The following is a 25,245-nucleotide window of genomic DNA, read 5'->3' as shown; positions in this document are numbered from 1 at the left end:
GCTTTTGAGAGAGTAGTTTTTACATCTATCAAGCTCTTTTACTAGAGAAATGTGCTGCTAAGGGCGAAAATTTACTAAGTTGTGCACGTTTAACAGGGGGGGACATAAACTAGTTAGAGTGCTTTATTAGAAAGAGGGATACGATGTCAAAAAAGATCGCCTTTATTTGTAGCGTGGAGTCCTATAAACTTTCCGATGCACATATTTTCAAAGATTTATGCCTTGTACCTATTTTACTTGGGGACTACTTAGGCTATGAAGTGAGTATTGTTACAACAGAGATGAACGACGCCCTACTTCAACAATCTTTTCCTAATGTGAAATTTGAACATGTCCCATTTGGCATTGACTATGTGGCGAATATGAATGCCTATTTAGTGAAGCATGCAAAGGAGATCGACATAGTATTCGCTATCGGTCCCTATCCATCCTACCTTCCTATTCTCCAGACCTATAAGCACTATCATCCAGATGGGAAAATATATATGAAGTTAGATGTGAATCGATTTTGGCTAAACCGATTAAAAACCTATCCATATTTTCTAGAGTTACTAAAACTCTGTGATCTCCTCACCTCTGAATGTGTATCTATTCAAAAGGCCATTCAAGAATTTTCACAATTGGAAATTAAACATCTGCCCAATGGCTTTTATGAGCATTTTTACACAGAGCCGGTGCCGTTTCAGGAAAAAGAAAATAGAATTTTAATGGTGGGACGCTTAGATTCGCCAGAGAAGCAAACTATATTGGCTGTTAGAGCTTTTCTAGCAGCACAAATTCCAGACTGGGAGCTTCGGTTAGTAGGTCCGATGTCTGCAACATTCCAGCAGGAGCTGCTAATGATACTGGATAGTCATCCACTTGCGAAGCAAGTGACAATCATAGGGCCCATTTATGATAGGGTGAAATTAGAGGAGGAATACCGTAAGGCTAAAATCTTTTGTTTAACATCTCTAGTTGAATGCTATGCACATGTTTTTGCAGAAGCAGCTAAAAATGGTTGTTATATTGTGACAACTGATGTGGATGGTGCTGATGATATAACCCAGCAACAACGTTTTGGCACCATACATCCGACACATGACTGGGAAAGTATTGGCCGGACATTCCAGCAAGTCACGAAGCAGGAAGCATTGCTAGCAAATACTTGTGTAGAATTGCAAGCATTTGCACGAAAGGAACTAAACTGGCAGCAACTTGTGAAGAAGGTTGCTGTATATTTGGATGAATAAACGTAAATATTCTTTCTCTAAATAGTGGAGTATTCTTTTCTTTATACCATTATTTCCTATATAATAGATTCTAGAAATATAGGTTAGACAATCATGGGTAGACACAAGGGGAGACAGGAATGGAAATACTACAAGCAACAATGAACGAACTAGAAGACTTAGCAAAATTATTTGATGAATATCGCCAATTTTATGGGATTGATTCAGATATAAGTAGTGCCAAGGCATTTTTACAATTACGATTGGCTTTAAAAGAGTCTGTTGTTTTTGTAGCGCAGGAAGATGGTAGGGTGATTGGATTTACACAATTATATCCAACATTTTCCTCTGTCGCTTTACAACGCGCCTTTATTCTCAATGATATTTATGTAACCGAAGATGCTAGAGGCCTAGGGGTGGGCAAGGCATTGATGGAACAGGTATTTCAATATTGTGAGCAACAAGATGCTCGCTATGTTACGCTACAAACAGCAGCCGATAATGTAAATGCGCGTAAACTTTATGAAAAACTTCACATGAAGCAAGATGAATACTGTAATTATGTGAAATATTTTATGTAAAATAAACGAGCAAGCATCCTGTCTACGGACGGATGCTTTTTTGTGCTAAAAATCCCCTAGATCTATCATAATCTAGGGGAAATTAGGTTGGTTATTTAATTTCTAGCGTATAAGGTAGGGTACTTGCCTGACCATAATATTCACTGACTTCAATATAGTATTTACCAGCATCTAGTTCTACTGTACCTACCTCAGCATCTCCTGCCCCATAAAGATCTAGCGTTTTGACTGTTTTTCCATTTGCATCGATCACTCGGATGACGCCATCTAGTGATTTTTCTGTTTGAAGAGAGAATGTCACGTCGCGCTTTTGGTCATTGTTCCATTCAAAATAATCCTTATCACCAAATGGGATACCTGCATTTAAATACTGACTTGCGATCCATCGATCCTCTTTTTTCGTAAGAGCAGATGGTTTGGTTGGGATTCCATTCACTAATTTAGAATCGGCATCTTCGTCTGCTCGCTTATGGTCAAACAGCGTTAATGTATACGGTTGAGCGGACACTTGACCAAGCCCCATGCTGTTAACAAGGATAAAATAGCCTCGATCTTTTTTAGCCGTAAAGGATGTGTTGACATCAGTTGTTCCCATCATTCCAAGGAGCATTTCAAGTATGTTGTCACCAAGTCCAAATGGAACTTCAGTTTCCATTTCCTTCGGATCAATTTTCATATTACCGTTCGTATCCTCGATAATCGCTCCTGCAAATTTCAAGTCTTTTTGCAGTTCATTTGGTAGTTGCGCTAATTGTTCATTTGTAAACGGAACCGAAGAAAGAAGCAGGCTCATCACTTCATCATTGCCTTCTTGCTTATAGTAGTAGTAATCTACATCATCTGAATAAATGAGATGATCTTTGTAAGTAGTACCCGGTTGAATTTTGAGGGCTTTTGCTTCCTCATTATTTTCCGGATTATAATCTGCTGGAATTTCACCTATTTTACTAGTTTTCAATGTGTAAGGATCAGCAGAACGTTCACCAGCATTAACAACAGCTACTACATATGTTTTGTCCTTTTTTAATGGAATGACCTTTGCTTCATTTTCATTACCGGCTGAACCAAGTAGTAGTGCTAAAATGCCGAGATCATTTGTTAAGGAAGAAACCGGAATTAATTCCTTTGCTTCCTCGTCATATTCAAACACTGTACCCGTAGGCATTTGGTTTGTACCTTTGTTAAAGCTAAAACTATAGAGAGCGTCTTCCTTCGCTTTAAATGTGAAGAAATCTTCATCATATTCAGTTTGGAAATAAGCTTTTTGATCTTCGCCGATATCAAAGCGTATCGCCTGTTTCAGAATTTGATCAACATTTTCAAGATTGCCCGACGTCATAGGTGTCATTAACATACTCATCAGGCTATCCATTTCATTGCGTTTTTTTATGTTACTTGGTGAAATAGGTACTTGTTCCTCTGGGACGTTTTCTTCTAACATGGCTTCATCTAAAGGTAGTCCATCCTCGTCAGGAGGAAGGGTCACCACTTCACCTTTTAATGTGTAAGGAATCATAGATTCACTGATCGTTTCCTCTTTTTCAATGCCACCACTAAAGAACATCTCCATTGAAAACTCACTATTACTCTCATTAGATACACTTAATACGTATTCTTGATCTGGAACAGCATCGATTATCATGCTGACTGCTTCACCTTTCGCTGCACCATAAGCAGATTGTATTGGATAAGCTTCCTCTTCTTCAACTTCCTCATTTTCAGCTTTGCCGGCTTCTTGTGGTGGTATTGGAGAAAGGTCATCTTTTAGATAAAGCTCCATAGAAGCGGTAACACCTGGAATCCCAGTAAGATCAAATTTTAACGTCGTAGGTTTTTTTACAGAAAACGTGAAATAATCTTGATCTTGCTGTTGATCTTTTGACAGAAGGGTATAGTTTTTGCCTGCTGTACTATATGGGAACTTTTTAATGGGCTCCATTGCAGACTTATCCAATGTATCGATTGGCAGGTCCTTCGTCGTTTGTGCTGTAAAGACATAAGTAGATTTACCTTTTAAGCTATAGCTGCCATTATGATCTTTAACACCAACTAATAGTGTGCCTTTTTGATCTGCTTTAAATAAATATCCTTCTTTTTTACCTACACGAACATCATTCACATTGATCGGTTCTACATCACCAATCCCACTATTTGGGTAGAAATATAGGTCAAAGGCATAATCATATTTATCAGCACCTTTTAATGTAAGCTGAGCATATTCATCCTGGTCTAATTCAACCTTGTACCATTTTATCTCGTCCTGTTGCTCAAATACACCTTGTTCCGTGTTCAACTTATTTTTAGCTAGTACTTTGGCATTTTTAAGCTGATTTTCCTTAGTCTCTGAATAATGCTTAGGCAGTTTATTTAAATCAAACTGTAATGCTTTTACAGGATCTACAAGCCCATGACCATACGTAAGATCATAACCCTTCTCGCCCAAATCTTGTGCTGTCATTTCCAGAATGGCTTCTATTTCATGCGGCTTTAAATTTGGATATTTTGATTTAAGAAGGGAGACAATACCTGCCACGACTGGCGATGCCATAGATGTGCCACTAAATTTGACAAAGGAAGAACCTTTTTTCCCATCATGAACCGTACTATATATTTCCTCACCAGGTGCCACAACATCAACGGACGGTCCGTAATTTGAATAACTTGATAGCTTGTTGCGATCATTCGTCGAACCAACACTAATGACACCTTCGAATGAAGCGGGGAAGGAGTAATCATCTGTTGATTCATTTCCAGCAGCAGCCACAACTGTTATTCCACTATCAATGGCTTTCTGAACAGCTTCCTTCATCAGTGGAGATTCCCCATAGCCCCCTAGACTCATATTAATGACATCGGCACCTTGCTCAATGGCATAGAGAATGCCCTGTGCAATAATGAAATCATTTGCGCCCTCTTTGCCATTGAATACATCAATTGGCAGTAGCTTTGCTTTTGGATTAATCCCGTGTCCACCAATACCATTATCTTTTGCTGCGGCGATAATTCCCGCCACATGTGTTCCATGGTCGCCTGGATAAGTAGCATTTGCAGGTGCTGCTGCATTATAGGGTGGGAGTACTTGAGATTTGAGATCGGGGTGTTTAAAATCGACACCAGAATCAATGACAGCAACTTTTACATCATGATCGCCAGCTAATTGGAGTGCTTGATCCATTTGCAGTAGACTTAAATGATACATCTCTTGTTTTTTTGGATCTATGTCTTTAGTGAAAGAATGATATACATAGCTAGGGGATACACTTTTAATCCCGTTTTGCTTTAAGTAGTATGAAACGGCCTTTTCGATTGTTACCCCTTTGTTCAGTTGAACTACATCGTAACCTAAAGAAGGAATAGAGCGGATGACTTTAGAGCCAATTTTTTTATGTACATTTTTATCAAGACCTGAATGCTTGATAACAATTGTATCCTTGCTCATCCATTTTTCTTCATTCTTTTCTATTTGTTTCGAACTGTTTGCCAGCACATTTTTTGCTGTATGTTGTGGTGTCTCAGCAAAGGCAGAAGCGGTAGGAACCATTAGTGCAGCGGATGCTACAACTGCGACAGATTTGTTAAACCAACTTTTCAATTGTTATCTCTCCTTGGGGTTGTAAATTTAGTCTCGACTATACATATACGAATAAAGATTAGTAAAGTTTCGTAATTGAGGAAAATTTTTCTCTAGCAATCAATTTGGTCAATTAATTTTTCTATATCTTTTTTAGAGCGAGGCATACGGATGCTTTCCTGCACTAATTTCTTTTTTTGGAATGCTAAGACCATTTCTAAAACCCATGGTCGTTCTAGATGAGCTTGTGTTAGCAAATCTTCATCATAAAACAAGGTGATAGGATCGCCATTATAAATAATTGATCCACCCTCCATAACAATAATTTGATCCGCCCATTCATAAGCAAGAGAGAGATCATGAGTAGCTAGTAAAATCGTTCTTTTACCGTCTGCTAATTTAGCTAAAGTTTGTAAAACTTTTGAAGAATAATAATTATCAAGACCAGCTGTTGGTTCATCTAACAGGAGGACAGAGGGCTCCATCGCTAACACACCTGCCATTGCCACACGTTTTTTTTGACCTACACTTAAAAAATGAATCGGTTTTTCGAGTAAATTTCCCACTTCTGTCTGTGCAACAGCCCATGCTATTTTTTCTTCAACTTTTGCAGTAGACCAACCAAGGTTCAGTGGTCCAAATGCGATATCTTGCTTGACAGTGCCTGAAAAAAGTTGATGATCCGCATCTTGAAAAACGATGCCGACTTGCTGGCGAAGTGCCTTTAATGCCTTTCGATTGTATTGAAGCTTATTTCCTTCAAATAATATCGTTCCAGCAGTTGGCTTCAAGATGCCGTTCAGATGCTGAAATAAAGTCGATTTTCCAGCACCATTATGACCTAGGATGGCGATTTTTTTTCCTTTAGGTATGTGTAAGGTAATGTCTGTCAGAGCCTTCGTTCCATCAGCATAGGCATAGGACAGCTGATTTAGTTCAAAATAACAGTTTTTCATGAGAAGTATCCTCCATATACGATGAGCACTAGAAAAATAACGGCCATGCCTAGCCAGTTTTTCTTGCTATAAGAGCTCGTCTCTTGCCAATAAACGCTTTCACCGCCCCGTGACTGCATGGCATTGTTGAGCTCTCGACTACGCTGAAACATTTCAACAAATAGTGCCGCAATAAGCATAGATATAGAGCGTAGCCACTGCATAGGTGAATGGTAGCCAAGCCTGGCCTGCTGGGCTAGATGAATTTTTTGCATGCTCCCTAAAAAAATAAAGATAAAATGATAGGTTAATTCTACTAGCTCGACTAGGAGTGAGGGAAGTCGCCATTGTCGTAGCACAAAACAAATTCCTTGTACGGATGTGGTCAAAATTAAAAAATATAAACAGCTAATACTGCCAAGAACGATAAAGAACAAGTGTTGCGCAGTTAGGACACTTGCTTTCCCGATGAATATTGTCCAAGCCATCCACGTGAAAGACCAAACATGCGCAGGTAAGACAGTGGTTGAAGGTGTAATAGCTAGTAAAATGGATACGAGACTCGTCAGCAAGAAAAAAGCTGGTAGTAATAGTAATTTAATATAGTATTTAAGCGGGATTTTCGCACCTATAATGATAAAAGCACTCATTACAAAAAATGTAATGAGTGAAAGACGTTCATCTTTCATGATAAGCGTTACTAGAAGTAGTCCAAGTGAAAAGATCATTTTTTCAAGTGGATGAACGAACGCTAGCTTATTGAGGTAGGCATATTTATCAATGAGCAACATGTTGGTTAACCTTCTTTATGTTTGCCGCGCATATAGCCAATGAAGTAGCCAATAAAACCAGCACCAATAGCGGCTTGTAGGACGAATAATAAGCTTTCGATTTCACCACTTGGCGGCTCCCATAAGCTGTCGAACCACGGTTCATATTCTGCATCGATTTCTCCAATAGCAGCTTCTGCTTCTCCATCAGCACCACCAAATTCTGCTCCTTTTTGGATGAACAGTGGGATGATGGCTAACAGCACTACAATCACTAATAGCAATACATTACGTTTCATTTTAATGTGCCTCCTTTGTAGAGAAAACACGTAAAGTTTTTAATTCGCTGACATTGTATTTTTTCAAGAAATTCATCACAATGACTGTTAAAATTCCTTCACTAACGGCTAACGGAATTTGAGTTAAGGCAAAAATTCCTGCGAACTTTGTAAAGGATGCCATAAAACCTCCAACCTCTGAAGGGAAGGCTAGTGCTAGTTGGACAGAAGTCACAATATATGTACCTAAGTCACCAAGCATAGCGGCAAAGAAAACGGCAAGTGAAAATGACAACCCTATTTGTTGAGCCCCTTTAAAAACAAAGTAAGCAATAAACGGACCGACAATAGCCATAGAAAAGGCATTGGCTCCTAAAGTAGTGATACCACCATGCGCTAATAGTAATGATTGGAATAATAACACAATCGTCCCAATGACACTCATTGCTAAAGGTCCAAATAAAACTGTTCCAAGTCCAACGCCAGTTGGGTGGGAGCAGCTCCCGGTAACAGAGGGGATCTTTAAGGCCGATAGCACAAAAGCAAAGGCTCCTGAAAGCCCTAAGAGCATTTTTGTTTCAGGGTTTTCTTCCATTGTTTTTCGAATGGAACGCAATCCTAGAATAATAAAGGGAGTCGTGATGACCCACCAAAAAATGGCCCATTCAATGGGTAAAAAGCCTTCCATGATATGCATAGCAAAGGCTCGGTTTGGCACGATTAACAAGGCCAATAAAAAATAACTAAGTTTCCACCATGAAAATGTCAAAAGCTTTCCTCCTAACGATTAGTTTTTTAAGAATGTAGCGTGCGTAAAATAAAAAAGCACTTCTCCGCTGCTGGAAAAGTGCATAGCTAAAAAAAGCAAATCATTCTCATCTGCTAAGCCGCACACCTATCCTCGTAGGTTGAAACGATCACCTTTTTTTCGGCAGGTCTCCTGGCTCTAGTTCAACACTTTATAGGTCTTCCCATCATTGGACAGTGACATTATCTATAAAGCTCCCTATTACAGTGGCGGGACCGCGCCGGATTCAAACCGGCTTCCCTTTTAAGTAAAATGGCAAGCATTTTACACCGAAAAAACATAAAGTTGTGAGATTTCACGACAAAGTGTAACATAAATTTCCATAATTGTGCTAGATTTTTTTATATAAAAATTTTTAATTGCATATCCATATAGAAAATTTAGATAGAAGTAAGGAGAACTTAGTTTTTTAAAGAATAAGATTCGAGCAAAATTGATAAATTTGTCATAAATTTTTAAAGAAATATTGAAATTTTAAAATAATAAGATATGATAGAGACAGTTTTCTAAACAATTGAAGAAGATAATAAATTTCATATAAAACGTCAATAAGTGCTCGAATAGCTCGAGATAATAGGGAAATTGGTGAAAATCCAATACAGCCCCCGCTACTGTAATAGCTGATGAATTCGCAGGTACCACTGGTGAAAACTTGGGAAGGTGCGATAGTAAAATGAAGCTTAAGTCAGGAAACCTGCTTATTTGATTGTGCATGCAAACTTTTCGGAGGGAGAAGTTGAAGCGAGAGCGAGTACCTGTATTTTATTCTATTCGTTTTTATTTGGCTTCTACAAAACCTTTACTCTTCGTTAAGAGTGAGGGTTTTTTCTTTTTCCAGAAAGCAAATGAGGGGAGACAGAAGATGACAACATGGAATTTAGAGGGGATGAAAACACATCTCTTTATTTGCAATGGCAGTAGCTGCATGAGAAAGGATGCTGAGGAAATTACCTTAGCCATTCGAGATGAAATACAGCGACAAGCACTCGATCAGGAAATACATACGACAAGAACGCGCTGTAATGGACGATGCAAGGATGCTTGTGTAGTCATCGCCTATCCACAAGGAAATTGGTATCGAGTGCCATCAACAGAGCATGCAAGAATACTCGTACAAGATTTACATCATGAAACATTATACAACGAACATGTCTTTACACTTCGGGAAGGTACATTACAGCGTACAGCACAAACGACAGCCATTAAAGGGATCGAAAAGGTGAAAGAGGGGTAACAGCATGGCGCAAAAAGGGAAAATTTTCGTAGTGGGCTTTGGACCTGGAGATTTTAAGCATATTACGACACGAGCAGTAGAAGCTTTACAACAAAGTGATATGATCATAGGCTATAAAACCTATGTAGAGCTTATTCAAGATTTAGTCAGTGCAAAGTCTATTGTCAGTACCGGAATGACAGAAGAGGTATCACGTGCTCAAGAGGCTGTTCGTCAAGCAGAAGCAGGCAGCATCGTCTCCGTAATTTCGAGTGGGGATGCGGGCGTATATGGTATGGCGGGATTAGTGTACGAAGTGTTAATCGAATTAGGCTGGACAGAAGCTACAGGCATTGAAGTAGAAATAGTTCCTGGTATTTCAGCAATCAATTCATGTGCTAGTTTACTAGGGGCTCCGATTATGCATGATGCTTGTACCATTAGTCTGAGTGATCACCTAACACCATGGAATTTAATTGCAAAGCGTGTCGAGGCTGCTGCAATGGCTGATTTTGTTATTGCTTTATACAATCCTAAAAGTGGTAGGAGAACAAGACAAATTGTAGAAGCACAACGAATTCTCTTAGAATATCGCTCGCCAGACACACCAGTAGGACTTGTAAAAAGTGCCTATAGAGAACGTCAGGAAGTGACGATGACAACATTAGCAGAAATGCTCGAACATGATATTGGTATGCTGACAACCGTGATTATCGGGAATTCATCGACATTTTTCTATGATAATAAAATGATTACGCCACGTGGCTACCAGCGTAAATATACACTTGGGGAAGAAAAACAGCCATTACGACCACATCAGCGTTTACGTGAAGAAAATGAGCCGTGGGCAATGAACCAAGAGACAGGGACTGCACGTGATGACTTTGCAGCAGACCCTAATGCTGGCCGATTTAATAAACCCAGTGTAGCGGCTACGCCTCGGCCGAAAAAAACAGCGCTTGAAATGGCAACAGCGGCACTCGCCATGGTGAAAGGAACAAGTGCAATTAAGGTCACGCCGCCGAAGCTTGTGCAGCAAAAAATAGAATCTATTTTTGAGCTAGCAGTAAGTCCAGGGGTAGCCAATAAGTTTTTCACACCACAGCAAATGATGACATTAGCAGAGGTGGTTGGAGAAGAGGGTACGATGGAATATACGCCAGACCATCAAATCCACTTAAAAATTCCGACGACAGAGCCTGAACGCATTACAGAGAAATTACAGGAAGTAGGCTTTTTATTAGCGCCTATTGGGGATGTCCTGTCATTGAAGGCTTGTGATTTTTGCTACGGTGAAAAGGCTGATTCCATTCCATATGCGGAAGAAATACAAGAAAAACTAGGCGGCATGTCCTTACCTAAAACATTAAATATTGGCTTCAATGGCTGTGGTATGGCCTGTTATCGAGCTGTATTTGATGATATTGGCATCGTCTATCGTAAAAGTAAATTTGATGTTTTTATTGGAGCAAAGCCAGTCGGTCGTACGGCTCATGCAGCGCAGCCAGTTGTAGAAGGGTTGGAGCCTGAACAGCTACTCCCACTTATTACAGACATTATTGAAGAATATAAAGCAAATGCTCATCCAAATGAACGCTTGTTTAAATACTTTAAACGTGTGAAAAAGATACTGCATTATACGTATCAAGATATGTCTTCCAAAATAAAAGTAGAGCCAGCTCCGTGCGGCGACTAGGTAAGGAGAAAAGAGATGAAAGCAATTTTATTTGTCGGCCATGGGAGCCGTTTAGCAGCAGGGAATGATGAGGTACGTACATTTATCGAGCAAATGAAGCCTCGTATTGATGAACAGTTTTTAGTGGAAACTTGTTTCCTTGAATTTGCTTCACCAAATATTGAAGAGGGTATTACAAACTGCGTGAAGAAGGGCGCGACAGAGGTTCATGTAATACCGATCATATTACTGCATGCTGGTCATTCGAAGCTACATATTCCAGCAGAGATCGAGCATGCGCGTGAGCATTACCCGAATATTACTTTCACGTACGGTCAAACAATTGGAATTCATGAAGAAATCTTTGCGATATTACAAGATCGTCTCGCTGAAATTGGTTTTAATGCGGAACAGGAAGAGCAAGATACAGCGATTTTATTAATTGCACGAGGTGGCAGTGATCCATCTGCAAATGGTGATTTTTATAAAATTACTCGTCTTTTATGGGAGGAGCTACCTGTTAAATACGTGGAAAGCGCTTTTATGGGTGTAACGGATCCTCGTGTCGAAGAAGGGATCGAGCGCTGTGTCAAGCTAGGTGCTAAAAAAATTGTTATGCTTCCTTATTTTTTATTCACAGGGATTTTAATGGAACGTATGAATGATATGTGTAAGAAATTTAATGAGCAATATCCAGCGTGTGATATTCAAATTGCTAACTATTTTGGCTACCACGAACGATTACAAAATGTTTTATTAGAGCGTATTGAGCAAGCAGTTAACGGTACATCAACAGGGATGCAAGATTTAGAAAATTATCGCGCCTATGCGGCGGTTCATGGACATGCCCATCATCACCATCATCACGATCACGATCATGGTCACGACCACCACCACCATCATGATCACGAACATCACGAGCATCATCATGAAGAGGAGCCGGTAAAATGATTTTCATGTTAGCAGGGACGAGTGATGCAAGGGATCTAGCTCTTGCCTTTCAAAGTGCAGGCCATGCTGTAACCGCCACAGTTGTAACAGAATCGGCAGCTTCAAGTCTTGCTGATGTTGGCTTGCCACATTTAATAGGTCGATTGACAGCGGAAGAAATGGCGTCCATTATTTTGGACCAGGGCTATCAATTGGTAGTAGATGCTTCCCACCCCTTTGCAGAGGAAGCCTCGAAAAATGCAATGGCTGCAGCTAAACAGGCGCAAGTACCTTATATCCGTTATGAACGTGCGCATGAGCATTATACGCATCCACTTATTACTGTGGTGAAGGATTATGAGGAGGCAGCCAAGCTAGCAGCAGAAAAACGCGGTGTCATCATGTTGACAACAGGCAGTAAAACACTTGCGACATTTACAAAGGTTTTACAAGGCTTAGAAAATACAAGAGTGATCGCTCGCATGCTACCTAGATTGGACAATATGGAAAAATGTGAGGCACTTGGTGTTGTACAACGTGATATTGTAGCCATTCAAGGTCCATTTTCAAAGGAATTAAATGAAGCCCTTTTTCGTCAATATGGGGTCACTTTGATGATTACCAAAGAAAGCGGTAAAGTCGGTTCGGTTGATGAAAAGCTAGAGGCAGCTCTTGCCTGTAATATTGAAACAATTTTGATAGCAAGACCCAATATTCAATATGGGCAACAATATTCAACATTTGAAGAAGTCTTACAGGCTGTTCAACATACAATTTAGGAGGCATTATCCATGGATTTTAAAACAGATTTCAAACCGTTAACAGTAGACCCAGATAAAATTTACGACTATAGTTTCTCGATTATTGCAGAGGAGATGGGTGAGCATGACTTCTCCGAAGATGAATGGAAGATTGTACGTCGTATTATCCATGCATCGGCTGATTTCGAACTAGGTCGTAGTGTCATTATTACTCCCGGCGCCATTGAAGCGGGTATTAAGTCGATCCTTGCTGGTCGTCATGTCATTGCCGATGTCCAAATGATTGAAAGTGGATCTGGTAAAAAACGTTTCCAAAAGCACGGTGGTGATCTGCATTGCTATATTGCAGATGAGGATGTAGCAGTAGAAGCGAAAAAACAAAATACAACACGTGCCATCATTTCTATGCAAAAGGCTTCTAAGTTGCATGAAGGTGGTATTTATGCAATCGGTAATGCACCAACAGCATTACTGGAATTGATTCGTTTAATTAAGGAAGGCTTAGCAAAACCAGATTTAATTATCGGGATGCCAGTTGGTTTCGTGTCAGCTGCTGAGTCGAAAGAAGAGTTGCTCAAACTGGAAGGTATTCCGTACATTACAAATGTTGGCCGTAAAGGCGGTAGTACAGTGACGGTTGCCGCATTAAACGCCATCTCACTCTTAGCGGATGAGCAGGCGAAAAAATAATGGAGCGGAAGCCCAAAAAGGATCCCAAGGACATGCGTCACGGTTATACGACGGGAGCCTGTGCGACGGCAGTATCAAAGGCAGCATTACTGGCCCTTATTACGAAGGAAGAACAAGAGACAAGTACCATTCATTTACCTATTGGTCGGGATGCAACCTTTACCATTGAAAAATGCACCTTTGAGGAAAATGCAGTGAGCTGTGAAACGATTAAAGATGCTGGCGATGACCCTGATGCCACACATCAGGCACTCATCGTTGGCACAGTAAGCTGGGCAGATACACCAGGCATCCATTTAGATGGAGGAATTGGTGTCGGGCGTGTAACAAAGCCAGGCTTGCCAGTAGCTGTCGGCGAGGCAGCCATTAACCCTGTACCACGTAAAATGATTGTTAGTACTGTCCAAGGTGTTCTGGACGAATTTCACATTACAAGAGGCGTGAATGTGGTGATTTCTGTACCGAAGGGAGAGGAGATTGCTAAAAAGACGTTAAATGGACGACTCGGTATACTTGGGGGCATCTCGATCTTAGGCACAAGGGGAACCGTCGTGCCTTTTTCAAGTTCAGCCTATATGGCAAGTATTGTTCAAGCCATTAGCGTTGCCAAAGAGGCAGGCTGTGAGCATGTCGTGGTAACAACAGGTGGTCGCAGTGAAAAATTTGCGATGAAACAATATCCTCATTTACCAGAAGAGGCCTTTATTGAAATGGGTGATTTTGTCGGCTTTACATTAAAACATTGTAAGCGACTCGGCATCAAACAAGTTTCTCTTGTTGGCATGATGGGAAAATTCTCGAAGGTGGCACAAGGCGTGATGATGGTGCATTCCAAAAGTGCACCCATTGACTTTAATTTTTTAGCGCAACTGGCAGTAGATATAGGAGCAAATGAAGAAACAATAGCACAAGTACGTGAAGCCAACACAGCGTCACAAGTAGGAGAAATAATGATGGACAAGGGCTATGATGCATTTTTCCATCATTTATGTGAGGCTTGCTGCTACTCATCCATCCGTCATATAAAGGGTGGTTTAACGCTTTCTACATCGATCTATTCGATGCAGGGACAATTATTAGGAAGGGCTGATGACATTGCATCGATCGATGAAATTGATTGGGATCGGGGATAACGGATTAGCAAGCTTATACCCTCAATATCTGCAGTTGATTGAAAACTGTGAGGTACTGGTTGGGGGTGAACGTGTCCTTGAATTTTTCCCAGACTTTGCAGGTGAAAAAATCACCATCAAAGGAGGACTTTCAACACTTGTTGAGAGATTGTCAGAAGAAACTAGAAATACAGTCATCCTGGCCTCTGGCGATCCATTATTTTATGGTATTGGGAGCTATCTTGCGAAAAAGCTTGACATAGAGATTTACCCTTATATGAGCTCCCTCCAGCTTGCTTTTGCGAAGATGGGAGAAAGCTGGCAGGATGCTTATGTAACGAGTATTCATGGTCGACCAATGAAAGGCTTGGCACAAAAGATTGATGGGAAAAAGAAAGTAGCGCTTTTAACAGATGCAGAAAATAGTCCAAATGCCCTTGCTCGTTATTTAAAGCATTTTGGTATGACGGAATACCGTGCGTTTGTAGCAGAAAACTTACAGGGTGTTCATGAAAAATACGGCTGGTACTCGCTTGATGAAATGGAAGTCGGTCATTTTTCTCCGTTGAACGTCGTGATTTTAAAGCAAACAATGGAACCAAAATGCTATACACTCGGGATAGATGATGAGGAGTTTTCACAACGAAAGCCAGATAAGGGGCTTATTACGAAAAAAGAAATTCGTGTTTTAAGTTTACAAGCGATGCAGCTTCAAAAGGATAGTGTTATTTGGGATATCGGCACGTGTACGGGTTCTATGGCTATTGAGGCAGGTAAACTGGCTCCAGAGGGACAAGTATTTGCAGTAGAAAAAAATGCACCTGATTTAGAAAACTGTCTTCAAAATCAGCAAAAGTTTCGAGTCGATATAACGGCTATTCATAGTAAAGCACCACAAGGACTAGACAACTTTCCTGACCCTGATGCCATTTTCATTGGTGGCACTGGTGGGGAAATGGTTGAGTTACTGCAATTATGCTGTCAGCGTTTAAAGCCAAATGGGCGCATTGTGTTAAATGCAGCGACAATTGAAAATTTATATAAAGCCGTTGAGGCATTTAAGGCTTGTGGTTTTGCGGTTGACATTTTACAGGCTCAGCTTGCACGCAGCAAACCTATTTTAGATATGACACGCTTTGTACCATTAAATCCAATATATATTATTTCGGCTTATCGAAAGGAAGAAAATCATGAGTAATCTAGGTGTTTTATATGGCTTGGGCGTCGGTCCTGGCGATCCAGAATTAATTACAGTGAAGGCATTTCGTGTGATCCAGGAATCTCCTGTTATTGCCTATCCAAAAAAGCTAAGAGGTAGTAAAAGCTATGCCCATCGTATTGTAGATGTGTATATAAACCCTGACGAAAAAGATATGCTGGGGCTTGTCTTTCCAATGACTAAAGATGAGGCTGTTCTAGAACGTGAATGGACAAAGTCTGTAGAACTAGTTTACGAAAAATTACAAGAGGGCAAGGATGTAGCCTTTGTCACAGAAGGTGATCCATTATTATATAGTACGTTCATCCATATGATGAAATTAATGCAGGAGATGCATCCGGATGTAGAAATCCGTACAGTTCCAGGGATATCCTCATTCAATGGTTCCGCATCTCGTCTAGGAATTGCGCTAGCGGATGGTGATGACCGTGTTGCAATTATCCCTGCGTATGATGATTATGAGGCAATGCGTGAAGCCATTGAAAGCCATGATGCAGTTGTCTTTATAAAAGTGGCAAAAGTAATTGATTTAATGCTTGAGGTGCTACGTGATCTAGATTTACTTGATAAAGCTTCTGTGGTGACAAAAGTAACATCAGATGAAGAAGTCATTTGGGATGTACGGGAGCTAGATGGTGTCGATTTAGAATATTTAACATTAATGGTGGTGCGTAAATAATGAATAAAATCTATATAGTCGGCGCTGGTCCAGGTGATCCAGATTTAATTACTGTTAAAGGTTTACATATGTTACAAACAGCGGACGTTGTGATGTATACAGATTCATTAGTGAGTGAAGACCTCATTGCGAAAGCGAGACCTGATGCAGAGGTCATTCGGACGGCGGGTATGCATTTAGAGGAAATGGTGGCTGTGATGGTTGATCGCGTTAATGCTGGGAAAGTAGTGGCACGTATGCATACAGGTGACCCAGCGATGTATGGTGCGATTATGGAGCAAGTGGCACTTTTAAAAAAAGAAGGCATTGGCTATGAGGTCATTCCTGGAGTCAGCTCTGTATTTGCATCGGCAGCGGCTATTGGTGCTGAGCTAACCATTCCTGATTTAACACAAACACTTATTTTAACACGTGCTGAAGGGCGTACACCTGTGCCAGAATTTGAAAAGCTTCGTGATTTAGCGAGTCATCATTGTACAATTGCTTTATTTTTAAGTGCAACGCTTACAAAGAAAATTGTCAAGGAACTACAAAGTGCTGGCTGGGCTGACGATACGCCAGTAGCGGTAATTCAACGTGCCTCATGGCCAGATCAAAAAATAGTCCGTACGACATTAGTAGAATTAGATGAAGCGATGCGTGTTAACGGTATTCGTAAGCATGCCATGATTCTAGCAGGTTGGGCGTTAGATCCGACTATTCATGATAAGGACCAATATCGCTCAAAGTTGTATGATGCAACCTTTACACATGGCTTTAGAAAAGGTGTGAAGACAAGTGATTGAGTTACAAGAGGGCGTGTTACCAGAAGTTGATCAACGCAATCCCTATGCTGTTGTGGCGATTACTAAGCACGGTGTTCAAATTGGACGTCGCCTACAGCAAACATTTGCAGCCAGTGATTTATATTACATGAGCAAATTTGAACAAGGTGATGAAGCAGAAAGGCATATTCAACTATTTACGGGCACAGTACGCTTATTATTGCCAACGCTATTTAAGCAATACAAAGGGTTGATATTAATCATTTCACTTGGTGCAGTCGTCCGAATGATTGCGCCGATTTTAAAAGATAAAAAGACAGATCCTGGTGTTGTCGTCATAGATGATCGAGGCGAAAACGTTATTAGTGTCTTATCGGGGCATCTGGGTGGGGCCAATGAGCTAACACATGAAGTGGCAGCTGCACTTGGTGCTAATCCGATCATTACAACTGCTTCTGATGTGCAAAAGACCATTCCTGTTGATTTATTTGGCGCACGTTTTGGGTGGGTATGGGATAGTGCCGACAAATTGACACCTGTTAGTGCTTCTGTCGTCAACGAGGAGCATGTGGCGATCGTGCAGGAAACAGGTGAACGTGATTGGTGGATGCGTGACACACCAATGCCAGAGCAAATTAAAATATATCCATCTACACAGGCAGCCATTGATGCCAAACCTCATGCTACCTTATTAATAACAGACCGAATTATCGAGCAAGAGGAAGAGATTCTTCTAGAAAATGGTGTTATTTATCGACCAAAATCCATTGTGCTAGGAATGGGCTGTAATCGTGGTACATCTTTAGAGGAAATTGAACAAGTAATTGATGAAACGTTGGCAGAGCTTAAACTTTCGAAAAAAAGTGTAAGAGCGTTATGTACAATTGATCTAAAGAAAGATGAGCCATGTTTCATAGATATTACAAAGAAATATGATTGGGAGTTCATCACCTATTCACCGGCCGAATTAAATGAAATCGACTTTCCATCACCTTCAGAAACGGTTTTTAAATATACAGGAGCATATGGTGTTAGTGAACCAGCGGCGATGCGCTATGCACAGGTCCAATCACTCATTCTAGAAAAGAAAAAATCAGGTAATGCTACGATTTCAGTTGCTAGATACCTATTTTAAGGAGGAAGTCCATGCAAACAAATCGTTTTGTACTGGCTGGTACGGGCAGTGGCGTAGGCAAAACGACCTTTACTATTGGTCTGATGAAAGCTCTACAAAATAAAGGGAACATTGTGCAGGGCTTCAAATGTGGTCCTGATTATATCGATCCTACCTATCATACGGCTGTAACAGGCAGGGTTTCACGTAATATTGATAGCTGGATGTTCTCGCATGAAGCAGTCCGTGATATTGTGGCACGTGCCAGTAAAGATGCCGATGTATCCATTATTGAAGGAGTGATGGGCTTTTACGACGGCAAAAGTCCATTATCAGATGCGGGTTCTGCAGCAGATATTAGTGTAGTGACAGAGAGTCCGGTTATTTTAATAGTCAATTGTGCAAGTATGGCACGTAGTGTGGCGGCTGTTGTAAAGGGCTTCCAATTGCTCTCAGATAAACCACGAATTGTAGGCGTTATTGCTAACCAAGTTGGCAGTGTGGGTCATTACGAAATCGCCAAGGCCGCTATTGAACAAGAATGTGGTATCCCTGTCATTGGCTATCTAAAGCGGGAGGAAGGGATTGATATTCCAAGTCGTCATTTAGGTTTAGTGCCAGCCATTGAAAGAGGGGAGCTCGATTCCTTTTTTGAGAAACTAGGTGACCTTATGGCTGAGACCATTGACTTAGATCAATTACTTGATTTAACAAGGGCTCCCATGCTTCAAGAATGCGGTCAGCTATTTAGAGAAGAGCCTTCACAAAATATTTGTCTCGCTGTGGCAAGAGATGCAGCCTTTAATTTTTATTATGAAGAAAATTTGGCTTTGTTACGTGCGAAGGGTGCGACATTGCAATTCTTCTCACCACTTGCCAATGAACCTGTACCAGCACAAGCTGATGGCTTATATATTGGTGGAGGCTTCCCTGAAGAATTTGCGGAGACACTTGCTAAAAATATCGCTGTGAAAAATTCGATACGTGAAGCTATCACTAAAGGTCTGCCAACATTAGCAGAATGTGGAGGCTTTATGTATTTAACAGAGGCGATTACCAATAGCCATGGTGAACGTTATGATATGGTAGGTGTCATTCCAGGAGAAGTAGCGATGCAAACAAAATTAGCAGCACTAGGCTATCGTGAAATTTTTGGTACTGCGGATAATTTCTTAATCGGTGCAGAGGAACAAGCGAAAGGACATGAATTCCATTATTCTAAATATAGTGGCTCTCTTCACACCCCTGCCTACGAAACGATTGGACGTTTTGGTAAAAAGCAAGAAGGCTATCAAAGGGGAAATTTGGTGGCTGGTTACACACATTTCCATTTTGTATCAAACCCAAAGCTAGTTGATAATTGGTTAACAGCTTGTAAGAAGGTGAAAAATGATGACTAATTATTTTCCAATTCATATCAATTTAGAATATAAAACAGTTGTGATTGTAGGTGGCGGTCATGTTGCAACACAGAAGGTAGCATCCTTGTTACCAGCAAAGGCCCATATCGTCATTGTCAGTCCTACACTCCATGACACATTACAGCCACTTGCTGAATCAGGGCAAATTACTTGGAAGCAAAAGGAATTTGAACCACGTGATTTGGATGATGCGATTCTCATTATTGCAGCAACGAATGAGACGGCTGTTAACGAAGCTGTACAAGAGGCTGCACAGCATTGGCAATTAATTAATCGAACAGATCAGCAAAGTGAAAGTGATTTCATTACGCCAGCGATTGTTCGCCGAGGTCCATTGGTATTAACTGTCTCAACATCGGGAGCAAGCCCAGCTTTAGCCCGCAAAATTAAAGCAGATTTAGAAGATCAATTTGATGAAATCTATGAAGACTATGTATGCTTCTTACAACAAGCCAGGTTAATGATTGCTGCAAAGTATGACAAGGGCCCACAAAGACGTGCGGCATTGCAAGCATTGCTAGAGCCAAACATTTTGGAATGGACACGTCATGGTGAAATCGATCAACGTGAATCATATTTACAACAATTATTGATGGGAGAAAAGCAATGAAGGATGGAATCGTATATATCGTTGGAGCAGGCCCTGGAGATCCGAAGCTCATTACTGTGTATGGCCTGGAATGTATTCAAAAGGCAGATGTCATCGCTTATGACCGTCTTGTGAATCCTACATTGCTTGATTTTGCAAAAAAGGATGCCGAGCTCGTTTATTGCGGCAAACTTCCAGGGAAGCATCATCTCATCCAAGATGAAATTAATGCATTACTTGTTGAAAAAGCACAACAAGGAAAGGTTGTCACACGCCTTAAAGGGGGCGATCCCTTTGTCTTTGGTCGAGGTGCCGAAGAAGCAGAAATACTAAAAAATCATGGTATTTCGTATGAAATCGTTCCGGGTATTACAGCAGGAATTGCGGCTCCTGCTTATGCAGGGATTCCTGTGACACATAGAGATTTTGCGACAAGCTTTGCTCTTGTGACTGGCCATGGTCGTGAAGAAAAAGGGCAAGATTTCTTAAATTGGCCTGCACTAGCAATTGGCATTGATACCGTTGCTTTTTATATGAGCGTTGGCAATATTGCCTATATTGCTCGAAAATTAATCGAGAATGGACGTAAGGCAACAACGCCTGTTGCAGTCATTGAATGGGGCACAACTGCTCAACAACGAACGATTACAGGGCAACTTGATGAGATTGCAGGCATTATTGAACGTGAAGGGTATCATAATCCTTCTATGATTGTAGTTGGCGATGTAGTCAATGTACGAGAAAAAATTCAATGGTTTGAAGAGCAGGGACTTGCCTTTTCATAATCATTTAGTTGAAGCGCAATAGGAGGAAGTAATATGACAGTCATCGAAGCATTAAAAAAGCGACGAGCAATTCGAAATTACACAACGCAGCCAGTAGAAAAGGAAAAAATTGAACAAATTTTACAGGCAGCAACTTATGCGCCAAATGACCGTATGCGTGAGCCTTGGCATTTTTATGTCATCCAAGATGAAGCCATGAAGCGCTATGAGGCAATGGCGAGTGCTTATTTACAAGAGCGTTTCCCAACAAAGCCGAATTTAGTAGAAAGCTCTTTAAAGGTTGTCCAAACAACGCCTGTAGCGATTGTCGTAACAGCAGATGTGGTAGAAGGTGATGCCGATGCAACGCAAGACAATGTCTTTGCCGTATGTAGTGCCATTATGTCCATGTGGCTGACAGCTGAAGAGCTTGGACTTGGTTTTGTCTGGCGTACACGTGGTGTCGGACTTGTTCATGATCCACGTATGCACGCATTTATTGGAGCAAGTGCTAGTCAAAAAGTAGTCGGAACAATATTTATTGGGTACCCACAAGAGCAAGAACTGAACGACAAGAAGCGCACGCCATTTGAAGAAAAGACAACTTGGCTCTAAGGAGGCTAACAGCATGGCAAGAAAAGGCTTGTTTTTAGTATATACAGGCGAAGGAAAAGGTAAAACGACAGCATCACTTGGTGTAACATTACGCGCGGTTGGCCGAGGCTTAACTGTGCGCTATTTACAGTTCATCAAATCCCCCGAACGTACTTACGGAGAGCAAATTGCCCTTCGTAAACTTGGCGTAGAGATGGAGCAGATGGGTATTGGCTTTACGTGGACAAAAACACCTGAGGAGCATCGTACTGCCTTAGCAAAGGCATGGATAAAAACGAAGGCAGCTCTGCAAGATGAGAGCATCGATTTATTGGTACTAGATGAATTAAACAATGCACTCGCGATTAGCAAGTTTCCAATCGATGATGTCCTACCATTAGCAGAAGTCATCGAGGCTATCCAGCAACGCCCATCTACCATGCACCTTGTCATCACAGGAAGAAGCGCACATCCTGCGTTACTAGCAATGGCTGATTTAGTATCGACCATCGATGCAACAAAGCACTATTATGATGAAGGTATTCCAGCAGTAAAAGGACTAGAATTTTAACAATCCGTTGGATGAAGGGTAATACCTGGGAGCGAAGGTGAATACCCGCGAAGCAAGGTAAATACCCGCGGAGTGAGGGTGAATACCCGCGGAACGAAGGTGAATACCCGCGAAGTGAAGGTGAATACCCGCGGAGTAAGGTAAATACCCGCGGAGTGAGGGTGAATACCCGCGAAGCAAGGTGAATACTCGCGGAGTGAAGGTGAATACCCGCAGAGTGAAGGTGAATACCCGCGAAGCAAGGTGAATACCCGCGGAGTGAAGGAGAATACCCGCGGAGTGAGGGTGAATACCCGCGAAGCAAGGTGAATACCCGCGAAGTGAAGGTGAATACCCGCGAAGTGAAGGTGAATACCCGCGAAGTGAAGGAGAATACCCGCGGAACGAAGGTGAATACCCGCGGAGTGAAGGTGAATACCCGCGGAGTGAAGGTGAATACCCGCGAAGCAAGGTGAATACCCGCGAAGTGAAGGTGAATACCCGCGGAACGAAGGTGAATACCCGCGAAGTGAAGGTGAATACCCACGAAGCAAGGTGAATACCCGCGGGGCCAGAGCATAAACCGCGTTACACCAATAATTACGGAGGAAAGTGACTATGCCAGCAAAATCGATCATGATTCAAGGAACCGCTTCCGATGTTGGAAAAAGTATGATATGTACGGCATTGTGTCGTATATTTTCGGATGATGGATTTCATGTAGTGCCGTTTAAATCACAAAATATGGCCCTAAATTCATTTGTAACAGCTGATGGTGGAGAAATCGGCCGTGCACAAGGGGTACAGGCCGAGGCAGCACGTGTTGTGGCGACGACTGATATGAATCCCATCCTGCTGAAACCGAAGCAAGATATGATGTCAGAGGTCATTGTCCATGGCAAGCATTTTTTAAATATGGATGCCAAAAGCTACCGCAATAATTTTGTTCAGGAAGCGATGCCGATCGTTGAAAAATCAGTACGCACACTCCAAAATACATATGATGTTATTGTGCTAGAGGGGGCAGGTAGCCCAGCAGAGATTAACTTAAAGGATCGCGATATTGCCAATATGCGTATGGCGCATTTAGCAGATGCAGCAGTAGTGCTTGTTGCTGATATTGATCGTGGTGGGGTCTTTGCCTCGATTGTTGGTACATTAGCATTGTTAGATGATGATGAACGTGCACGTGTCAAGGGACTAGTTATCAATAAATTTAGAGGCATGCGTGAATTATTAGATGATGGTTTAGCATGGGTGGAGCGTGAAACAGGCATCCCGGTTCTTGGTGTTATCCCTTATGTAGATGTCAATATTGAAGCAGAGGATTCCCTTGCTTTATCATCACTGCGCTTTAAAAAGCCAAAACGTGGCGAGTTTGCCGTAGATGTTGCGATGATTCGTTTGCCACGTATTTCAAATTTCACCGATATTGATCCATTTTTTGATGAGCCAGAAGTAGGTGTACGCTTAATTGGACATGTTAACGAGCTTGGCACACCAGATTTGCTTATACTGCCTGGTACAAAAAGTACTATGGATGATTTAGCTTGGTTAAAAGAGCAAGGCTTCGATCAAGCCATCCATCATTTACGTGAGCGCGGAACAAAAATAATCGGCATTTGCGGTGGATTTCAAATGCTTGGTGAAACATTGCTAGACCCTGAGGCGGTAGAGGGAAATGGTGAATCTGCTCATGGTCTTGGTTTATTGCCAATGGAAACGATTTTTGTAGGCAATAAAAAAACGGTACAAATGACAGGAACAAGAGGACAGGACACATTGACAGGCTATGAAATTCATCTAGGACGCACGAAAATTTTACGTGATGAAGTATCGCCGTTCTTACAGCTAGAGGATGGCAGAGAAGATGGTGCGGTTAGTCGTGATGAACAAGTGATAGGAACGTATTTCCACGGCCTGTTTCATAATCGTACATTCACTCGTCAGCTAGTTAATGAAATACGAGCAAAAAAAGGGTTAGCAGCTTTACCAAGTGATGTAAAAAGTGACGCCGAACGAAGAGAAGATGCCTATAATATGTTAGCCGAGCATGTTCGAGCCAATCTTGATATGAAAAAGATTTATGAAATTTTAGCATTAGAGGTATCTGTATGACGAGAAAAGGACCGTTAGCCATTAATTATGAGGCTTTATGGCAAGAAGGCATGAAGGACTGGCATGGTAATATGCCTGAGCGTATGGTGAATGATCAGCTAGAGGAGCAATTTTGGGCGCAGTCTGTTGCACGTAAAAAAAAGGGGCAAACAGATCCTTATGCTGCACGTATTTTTCAGGAGCTTCAGAAAAGCATTGAACCACAGCATTCTGTGTTAGAAATTGGCCCAGGCTGGGGTAATTATACATTGCCATTAGCCGAGATAGTAAACAAGCTAACATGTGTGGATAGCTCAGAAAGCATTTTACAATACTTACAACAATGCATGGCTCATCAGGAGCACGTTTCATATGTTCATGCTAAATGGGAAAGTCTAGAGAATGATGAAATGGAACAGCATGATATCGTCTTGGGTGTGAATTGCTTTTACCGCATGTATGAGATTAAATCTGCCTTACACCATATGAATCGACTAGCAAAAAAGCGTGCCATCATTGGGATGACAACAGGGCCTATACAGCCACACTACGAGCGATTATATGAAAAGTATGGCTATGAGATCAAATTCCCGCGCAGAGATTATATAGAATTTTTGAATTTACTGTATGAAATGGATATCTATGCGGATTGTCAAATTATCCCGCTGGAACGTGTCTATGAATATGAAAGCTATGAACAGCTTATAACAACGCAAAGTAAAAAAATACTAACGACGAACTTCCAGCGAGCACATGTGGAGGAATCTCTCCTCCCTTTTATTGAAGAAAAGGATGGGCGATATTATTATCGTCATGATTTTCATGCAGCACTTGTTTCATGGCAACCAAAATAAACGAGAAACCTTTGGAGAAGGCCATTCACCAAAGGTTTTTCTTATGGGGAATGATAAGGTACAAT

The 25,245-nt window shown here is 41.3% G+C and carries 24 protein-coding genes and 2 riboswitches; of the genes, 19 read left to right on the top strand and 5 right to left on the bottom strand.

Going from position 1 to position 25,245, the window contains the following annotated elements:
• The first annotated feature begins 143 nt into the window (after positions 1–143).
• Both OU989_RS13580 and OU989_RS13575 read left to right on the top strand, forming a co-directional pair.
• Positions 144–1,232, top strand: coding sequence for a glycosyltransferase family 4 protein (locus OU989_RS13580; RefSeq protein WP_274793574.1), 1,089 nt, complete (start codon positions 144–146; stop codon positions 1,230–1,232).
• A gap of 119 nt (positions 1,233–1,351) precedes the next feature.
• A complete protein-coding gene (locus OU989_RS13575; RefSeq protein WP_274793573.1) occupies positions 1,352–1,792 on the top strand; it encodes a GNAT family N-acetyltransferase in 441 nt (146 codons plus the stop codon).
• 91 nt (positions 1,793–1,883) lie between these two features.
• Here the strand turns inward: OU989_RS13575 and OU989_RS13570 are convergent, their stop codons facing one another.
• The 5 genes from OU989_RS13570 to OU989_RS13550 all read right to left on the bottom strand — a co-directional run bounded on the left by OU989_RS13570 (position 1,884) and on the right by OU989_RS13550 (position 8,115).
• Positions 1,884–5,384 carry a S8 family peptidase gene (locus OU989_RS13570; RefSeq protein ID WP_274793572.1) on the bottom strand — a complete coding sequence of 1,167 codons (3,501 nt, stop codon included), beginning with the start codon at positions 5,382–5,384 and terminating at the stop codon, positions 1,884–1,886.
• A gap of 92 nt (positions 5,385–5,476) precedes the next feature.
• Positions 5,477–6,319 carry an energy-coupling factor ABC transporter ATP-binding protein gene (locus OU989_RS13565; RefSeq protein WP_274793571.1) on the bottom strand — a complete coding sequence of 281 codons (843 nt, stop codon included), beginning with the start codon at positions 6,317–6,319 and terminating at the stop codon, positions 5,477–5,479.
• Positions 6,316–7,089, bottom strand: a complete 774-nt coding sequence (gene cbiQ, locus OU989_RS13560) for a cobalt ECF transporter T component CbiQ (RefSeq protein ID WP_274793570.1) — start codon at positions 7,087–7,089, stop codon at positions 6,316–6,318. The genes OU989_RS13565 and cbiQ overlap by 4 nt, the downstream gene beginning before the upstream one ends.
• Positions 7,090–7,094: 5 nt before the next feature.
• Positions 7,095–7,367 (bottom strand): energy-coupling factor ABC transporter substrate-binding protein, encoded by a 273-nt coding sequence (locus tag OU989_RS13555; RefSeq protein ID WP_274793569.1) that lies wholly within the window; start codon positions 7,365–7,367, stop codon positions 7,095–7,097.
• Position 7,368: 1 nt separating this feature from the next.
• Positions 7,369–8,115, bottom strand: coding sequence for an energy-coupling factor ABC transporter permease (locus OU989_RS13550; protein ID WP_274793568.1), 747 nt, complete (start codon positions 8,113–8,115; stop codon positions 7,369–7,371).
• A 144-nt stretch (positions 8,116–8,259) separates the two neighbouring features.
• A riboswitch (cobalamin riboswitch) is annotated at positions 8,260–8,443 on the bottom strand.
• 244 nt (positions 8,444–8,687) lie between these two features.
• Positions 8,688–8,870: riboswitch (cobalamin riboswitch) on the top strand.
• Between the two features lie 146 nt (positions 8,871–9,016).
• Here OU989_RS13550 and OU989_RS13545 point away from each other — a divergent pair.
• From OU989_RS13545 to OU989_RS13465, 17 genes are all read left to right on the top strand, one after another.
• Entirely contained in the window at positions 9,017–9,388 is a 372-nt protein-coding gene (locus OU989_RS13545; protein WP_274793567.1) for a (2Fe-2S) ferredoxin domain-containing protein, read from the top strand.
• A 4-nt stretch (positions 9,389–9,392) separates the two neighbouring features.
• Positions 9,393–11,063, top strand: a complete 1,671-nt coding sequence (gene cobJ / locus OU989_RS13540) for a precorrin-3B C(17)-methyltransferase (protein WP_274793566.1) — start codon at positions 9,393–9,395, stop codon at positions 11,061–11,063.
• 15 nt (positions 11,064–11,078) lie between these two features.
• Positions 11,079–11,993, top strand: coding sequence for a sirohydrochlorin chelatase (locus OU989_RS13535; RefSeq protein ID WP_274793565.1), 915 nt, complete (start codon positions 11,079–11,081; stop codon positions 11,991–11,993).
• Complete coding sequence (gene cobK / locus OU989_RS13530; protein ID WP_274793564.1) at positions 11,990–12,751, top strand: precorrin-6A reductase; 762 nt, start codon at positions 11,990–11,992, stop codon at positions 12,749–12,751. Before OU989_RS13535 ends, cobK begins: the two co-directional genes overlap by 4 nt.
• 12 nt (positions 12,752–12,763) lie before the next feature.
• A complete protein-coding gene (locus tag OU989_RS13525) occupies positions 12,764–13,423 on the top strand; it encodes a precorrin-8X methylmutase (protein WP_274793563.1) in 660 nt (219 codons plus the stop codon).
• Positions 13,423–14,556 carry a cobalt-precorrin-5B (C(1))-methyltransferase gene (locus tag OU989_RS13520; protein ID WP_274793562.1) on the top strand — a complete coding sequence of 378 codons (1,134 nt, stop codon included), beginning with the start codon at positions 13,423–13,425 and terminating at the stop codon, positions 14,554–14,556. The genes OU989_RS13525 and OU989_RS13520 overlap by 1 nt, the downstream gene beginning before the upstream one ends.
• Positions 14,513–15,733: a precorrin-6y C5,15-methyltransferase (decarboxylating) subunit CbiE gene (cbiE, locus tag OU989_RS13515; protein WP_274793561.1), complete on the top strand. Its 1,221-nt coding sequence runs from the start codon at positions 14,513–14,515 to the stop codon at positions 15,731–15,733. The genes OU989_RS13520 and cbiE overlap by 44 nt, the downstream gene beginning before the upstream one ends.
• Entirely contained in the window at positions 15,726–16,433 is a 708-nt protein-coding gene (gene cobI, locus OU989_RS13510) for a precorrin-2 C(20)-methyltransferase (RefSeq protein ID WP_274793560.1), read from the top strand. Before cbiE ends, cobI begins: the two co-directional genes overlap by 8 nt.
• The gene (cobM, locus tag OU989_RS13505) at positions 16,433–17,218 is read left to right on the top strand and encodes a precorrin-4 C(11)-methyltransferase (protein WP_274793559.1); all 786 of its coding nucleotides are present in this window, start codon (positions 16,433–16,435) and stop codon (positions 17,216–17,218) included. Before cobI ends, cobM begins: the two co-directional genes overlap by 1 nt.
• Positions 17,211–18,332 (top strand): cobalt-precorrin 5A hydrolase, encoded by a 1,122-nt coding sequence (locus OU989_RS13500; RefSeq protein ID WP_274793558.1) that lies wholly within the window; start codon positions 17,211–17,213, stop codon positions 18,330–18,332. The genes cobM and OU989_RS13500 overlap by 8 nt, the downstream gene beginning before the upstream one ends.
• A gap of 11 nt (positions 18,333–18,343) precedes the next feature.
• On the top strand, positions 18,344–19,711 hold the full coding sequence (locus OU989_RS13495) for a cobyrinic acid a,c-diamide synthase CobB (RefSeq protein WP_274793557.1): 1,368 nt from the start codon (positions 18,344–18,346) through the stop codon (positions 19,709–19,711).
• On the top strand, positions 19,704–20,342 hold the full coding sequence (locus OU989_RS13490; RefSeq protein WP_274797346.1) for a precorrin-2 dehydrogenase/sirohydrochlorin ferrochelatase family protein: 639 nt from the start codon (positions 19,704–19,706) through the stop codon (positions 20,340–20,342). Before OU989_RS13495 ends, OU989_RS13490 begins: the two co-directional genes overlap by 8 nt.
• On the top strand, positions 20,339–21,106 hold the full coding sequence (gene cobA / locus OU989_RS13485; RefSeq protein WP_274793556.1) for a uroporphyrinogen-III C-methyltransferase: 768 nt from the start codon (positions 20,339–20,341) through the stop codon (positions 21,104–21,106). Before OU989_RS13490 ends, cobA begins: the two co-directional genes overlap by 4 nt.
• 33 nt (positions 21,107–21,139) lie before the next feature.
• Complete coding sequence (locus OU989_RS13480) at positions 21,140–21,700, top strand: nitroreductase family protein (protein WP_274793555.1); 561 nt, start codon at positions 21,140–21,142, stop codon at positions 21,698–21,700.
• A gap of 13 nt (positions 21,701–21,713) precedes the next feature.
• On the top strand, positions 21,714–22,250 hold the full coding sequence (locus OU989_RS13475; protein ID WP_274793554.1) for a cob(I)yrinic acid a,c-diamide adenosyltransferase: 537 nt from the start codon (positions 21,714–21,716) through the stop codon (positions 22,248–22,250).
• 597 nt (positions 22,251–22,847) lie between these two features.
• Positions 22,848–24,347, top strand: coding sequence for a cobyric acid synthase (locus OU989_RS13470; RefSeq protein ID WP_274793553.1), 1,500 nt, complete (start codon positions 22,848–22,850; stop codon positions 24,345–24,347).
• The gene (locus OU989_RS13465) at positions 24,344–25,180 is read left to right on the top strand and encodes a class I SAM-dependent methyltransferase (RefSeq protein ID WP_274793552.1); all 837 of its coding nucleotides are present in this window, start codon (positions 24,344–24,346) and stop codon (positions 25,178–25,180) included. The genes OU989_RS13470 and OU989_RS13465 overlap by 4 nt, the downstream gene beginning before the upstream one ends.
• Positions 25,181–25,245: the final 65 nt, after the last annotated feature.

This window comes from Lysinibacillus irui (genome assembly GCF_028877475.1).
GTDB lineage: Bacteria > Bacillota > Bacilli > Bacillales_A > Planococcaceae > Lysinibacillus > Lysinibacillus irui.
This window is presented reverse-complemented; position numbering and strand designations above follow the sequence as displayed.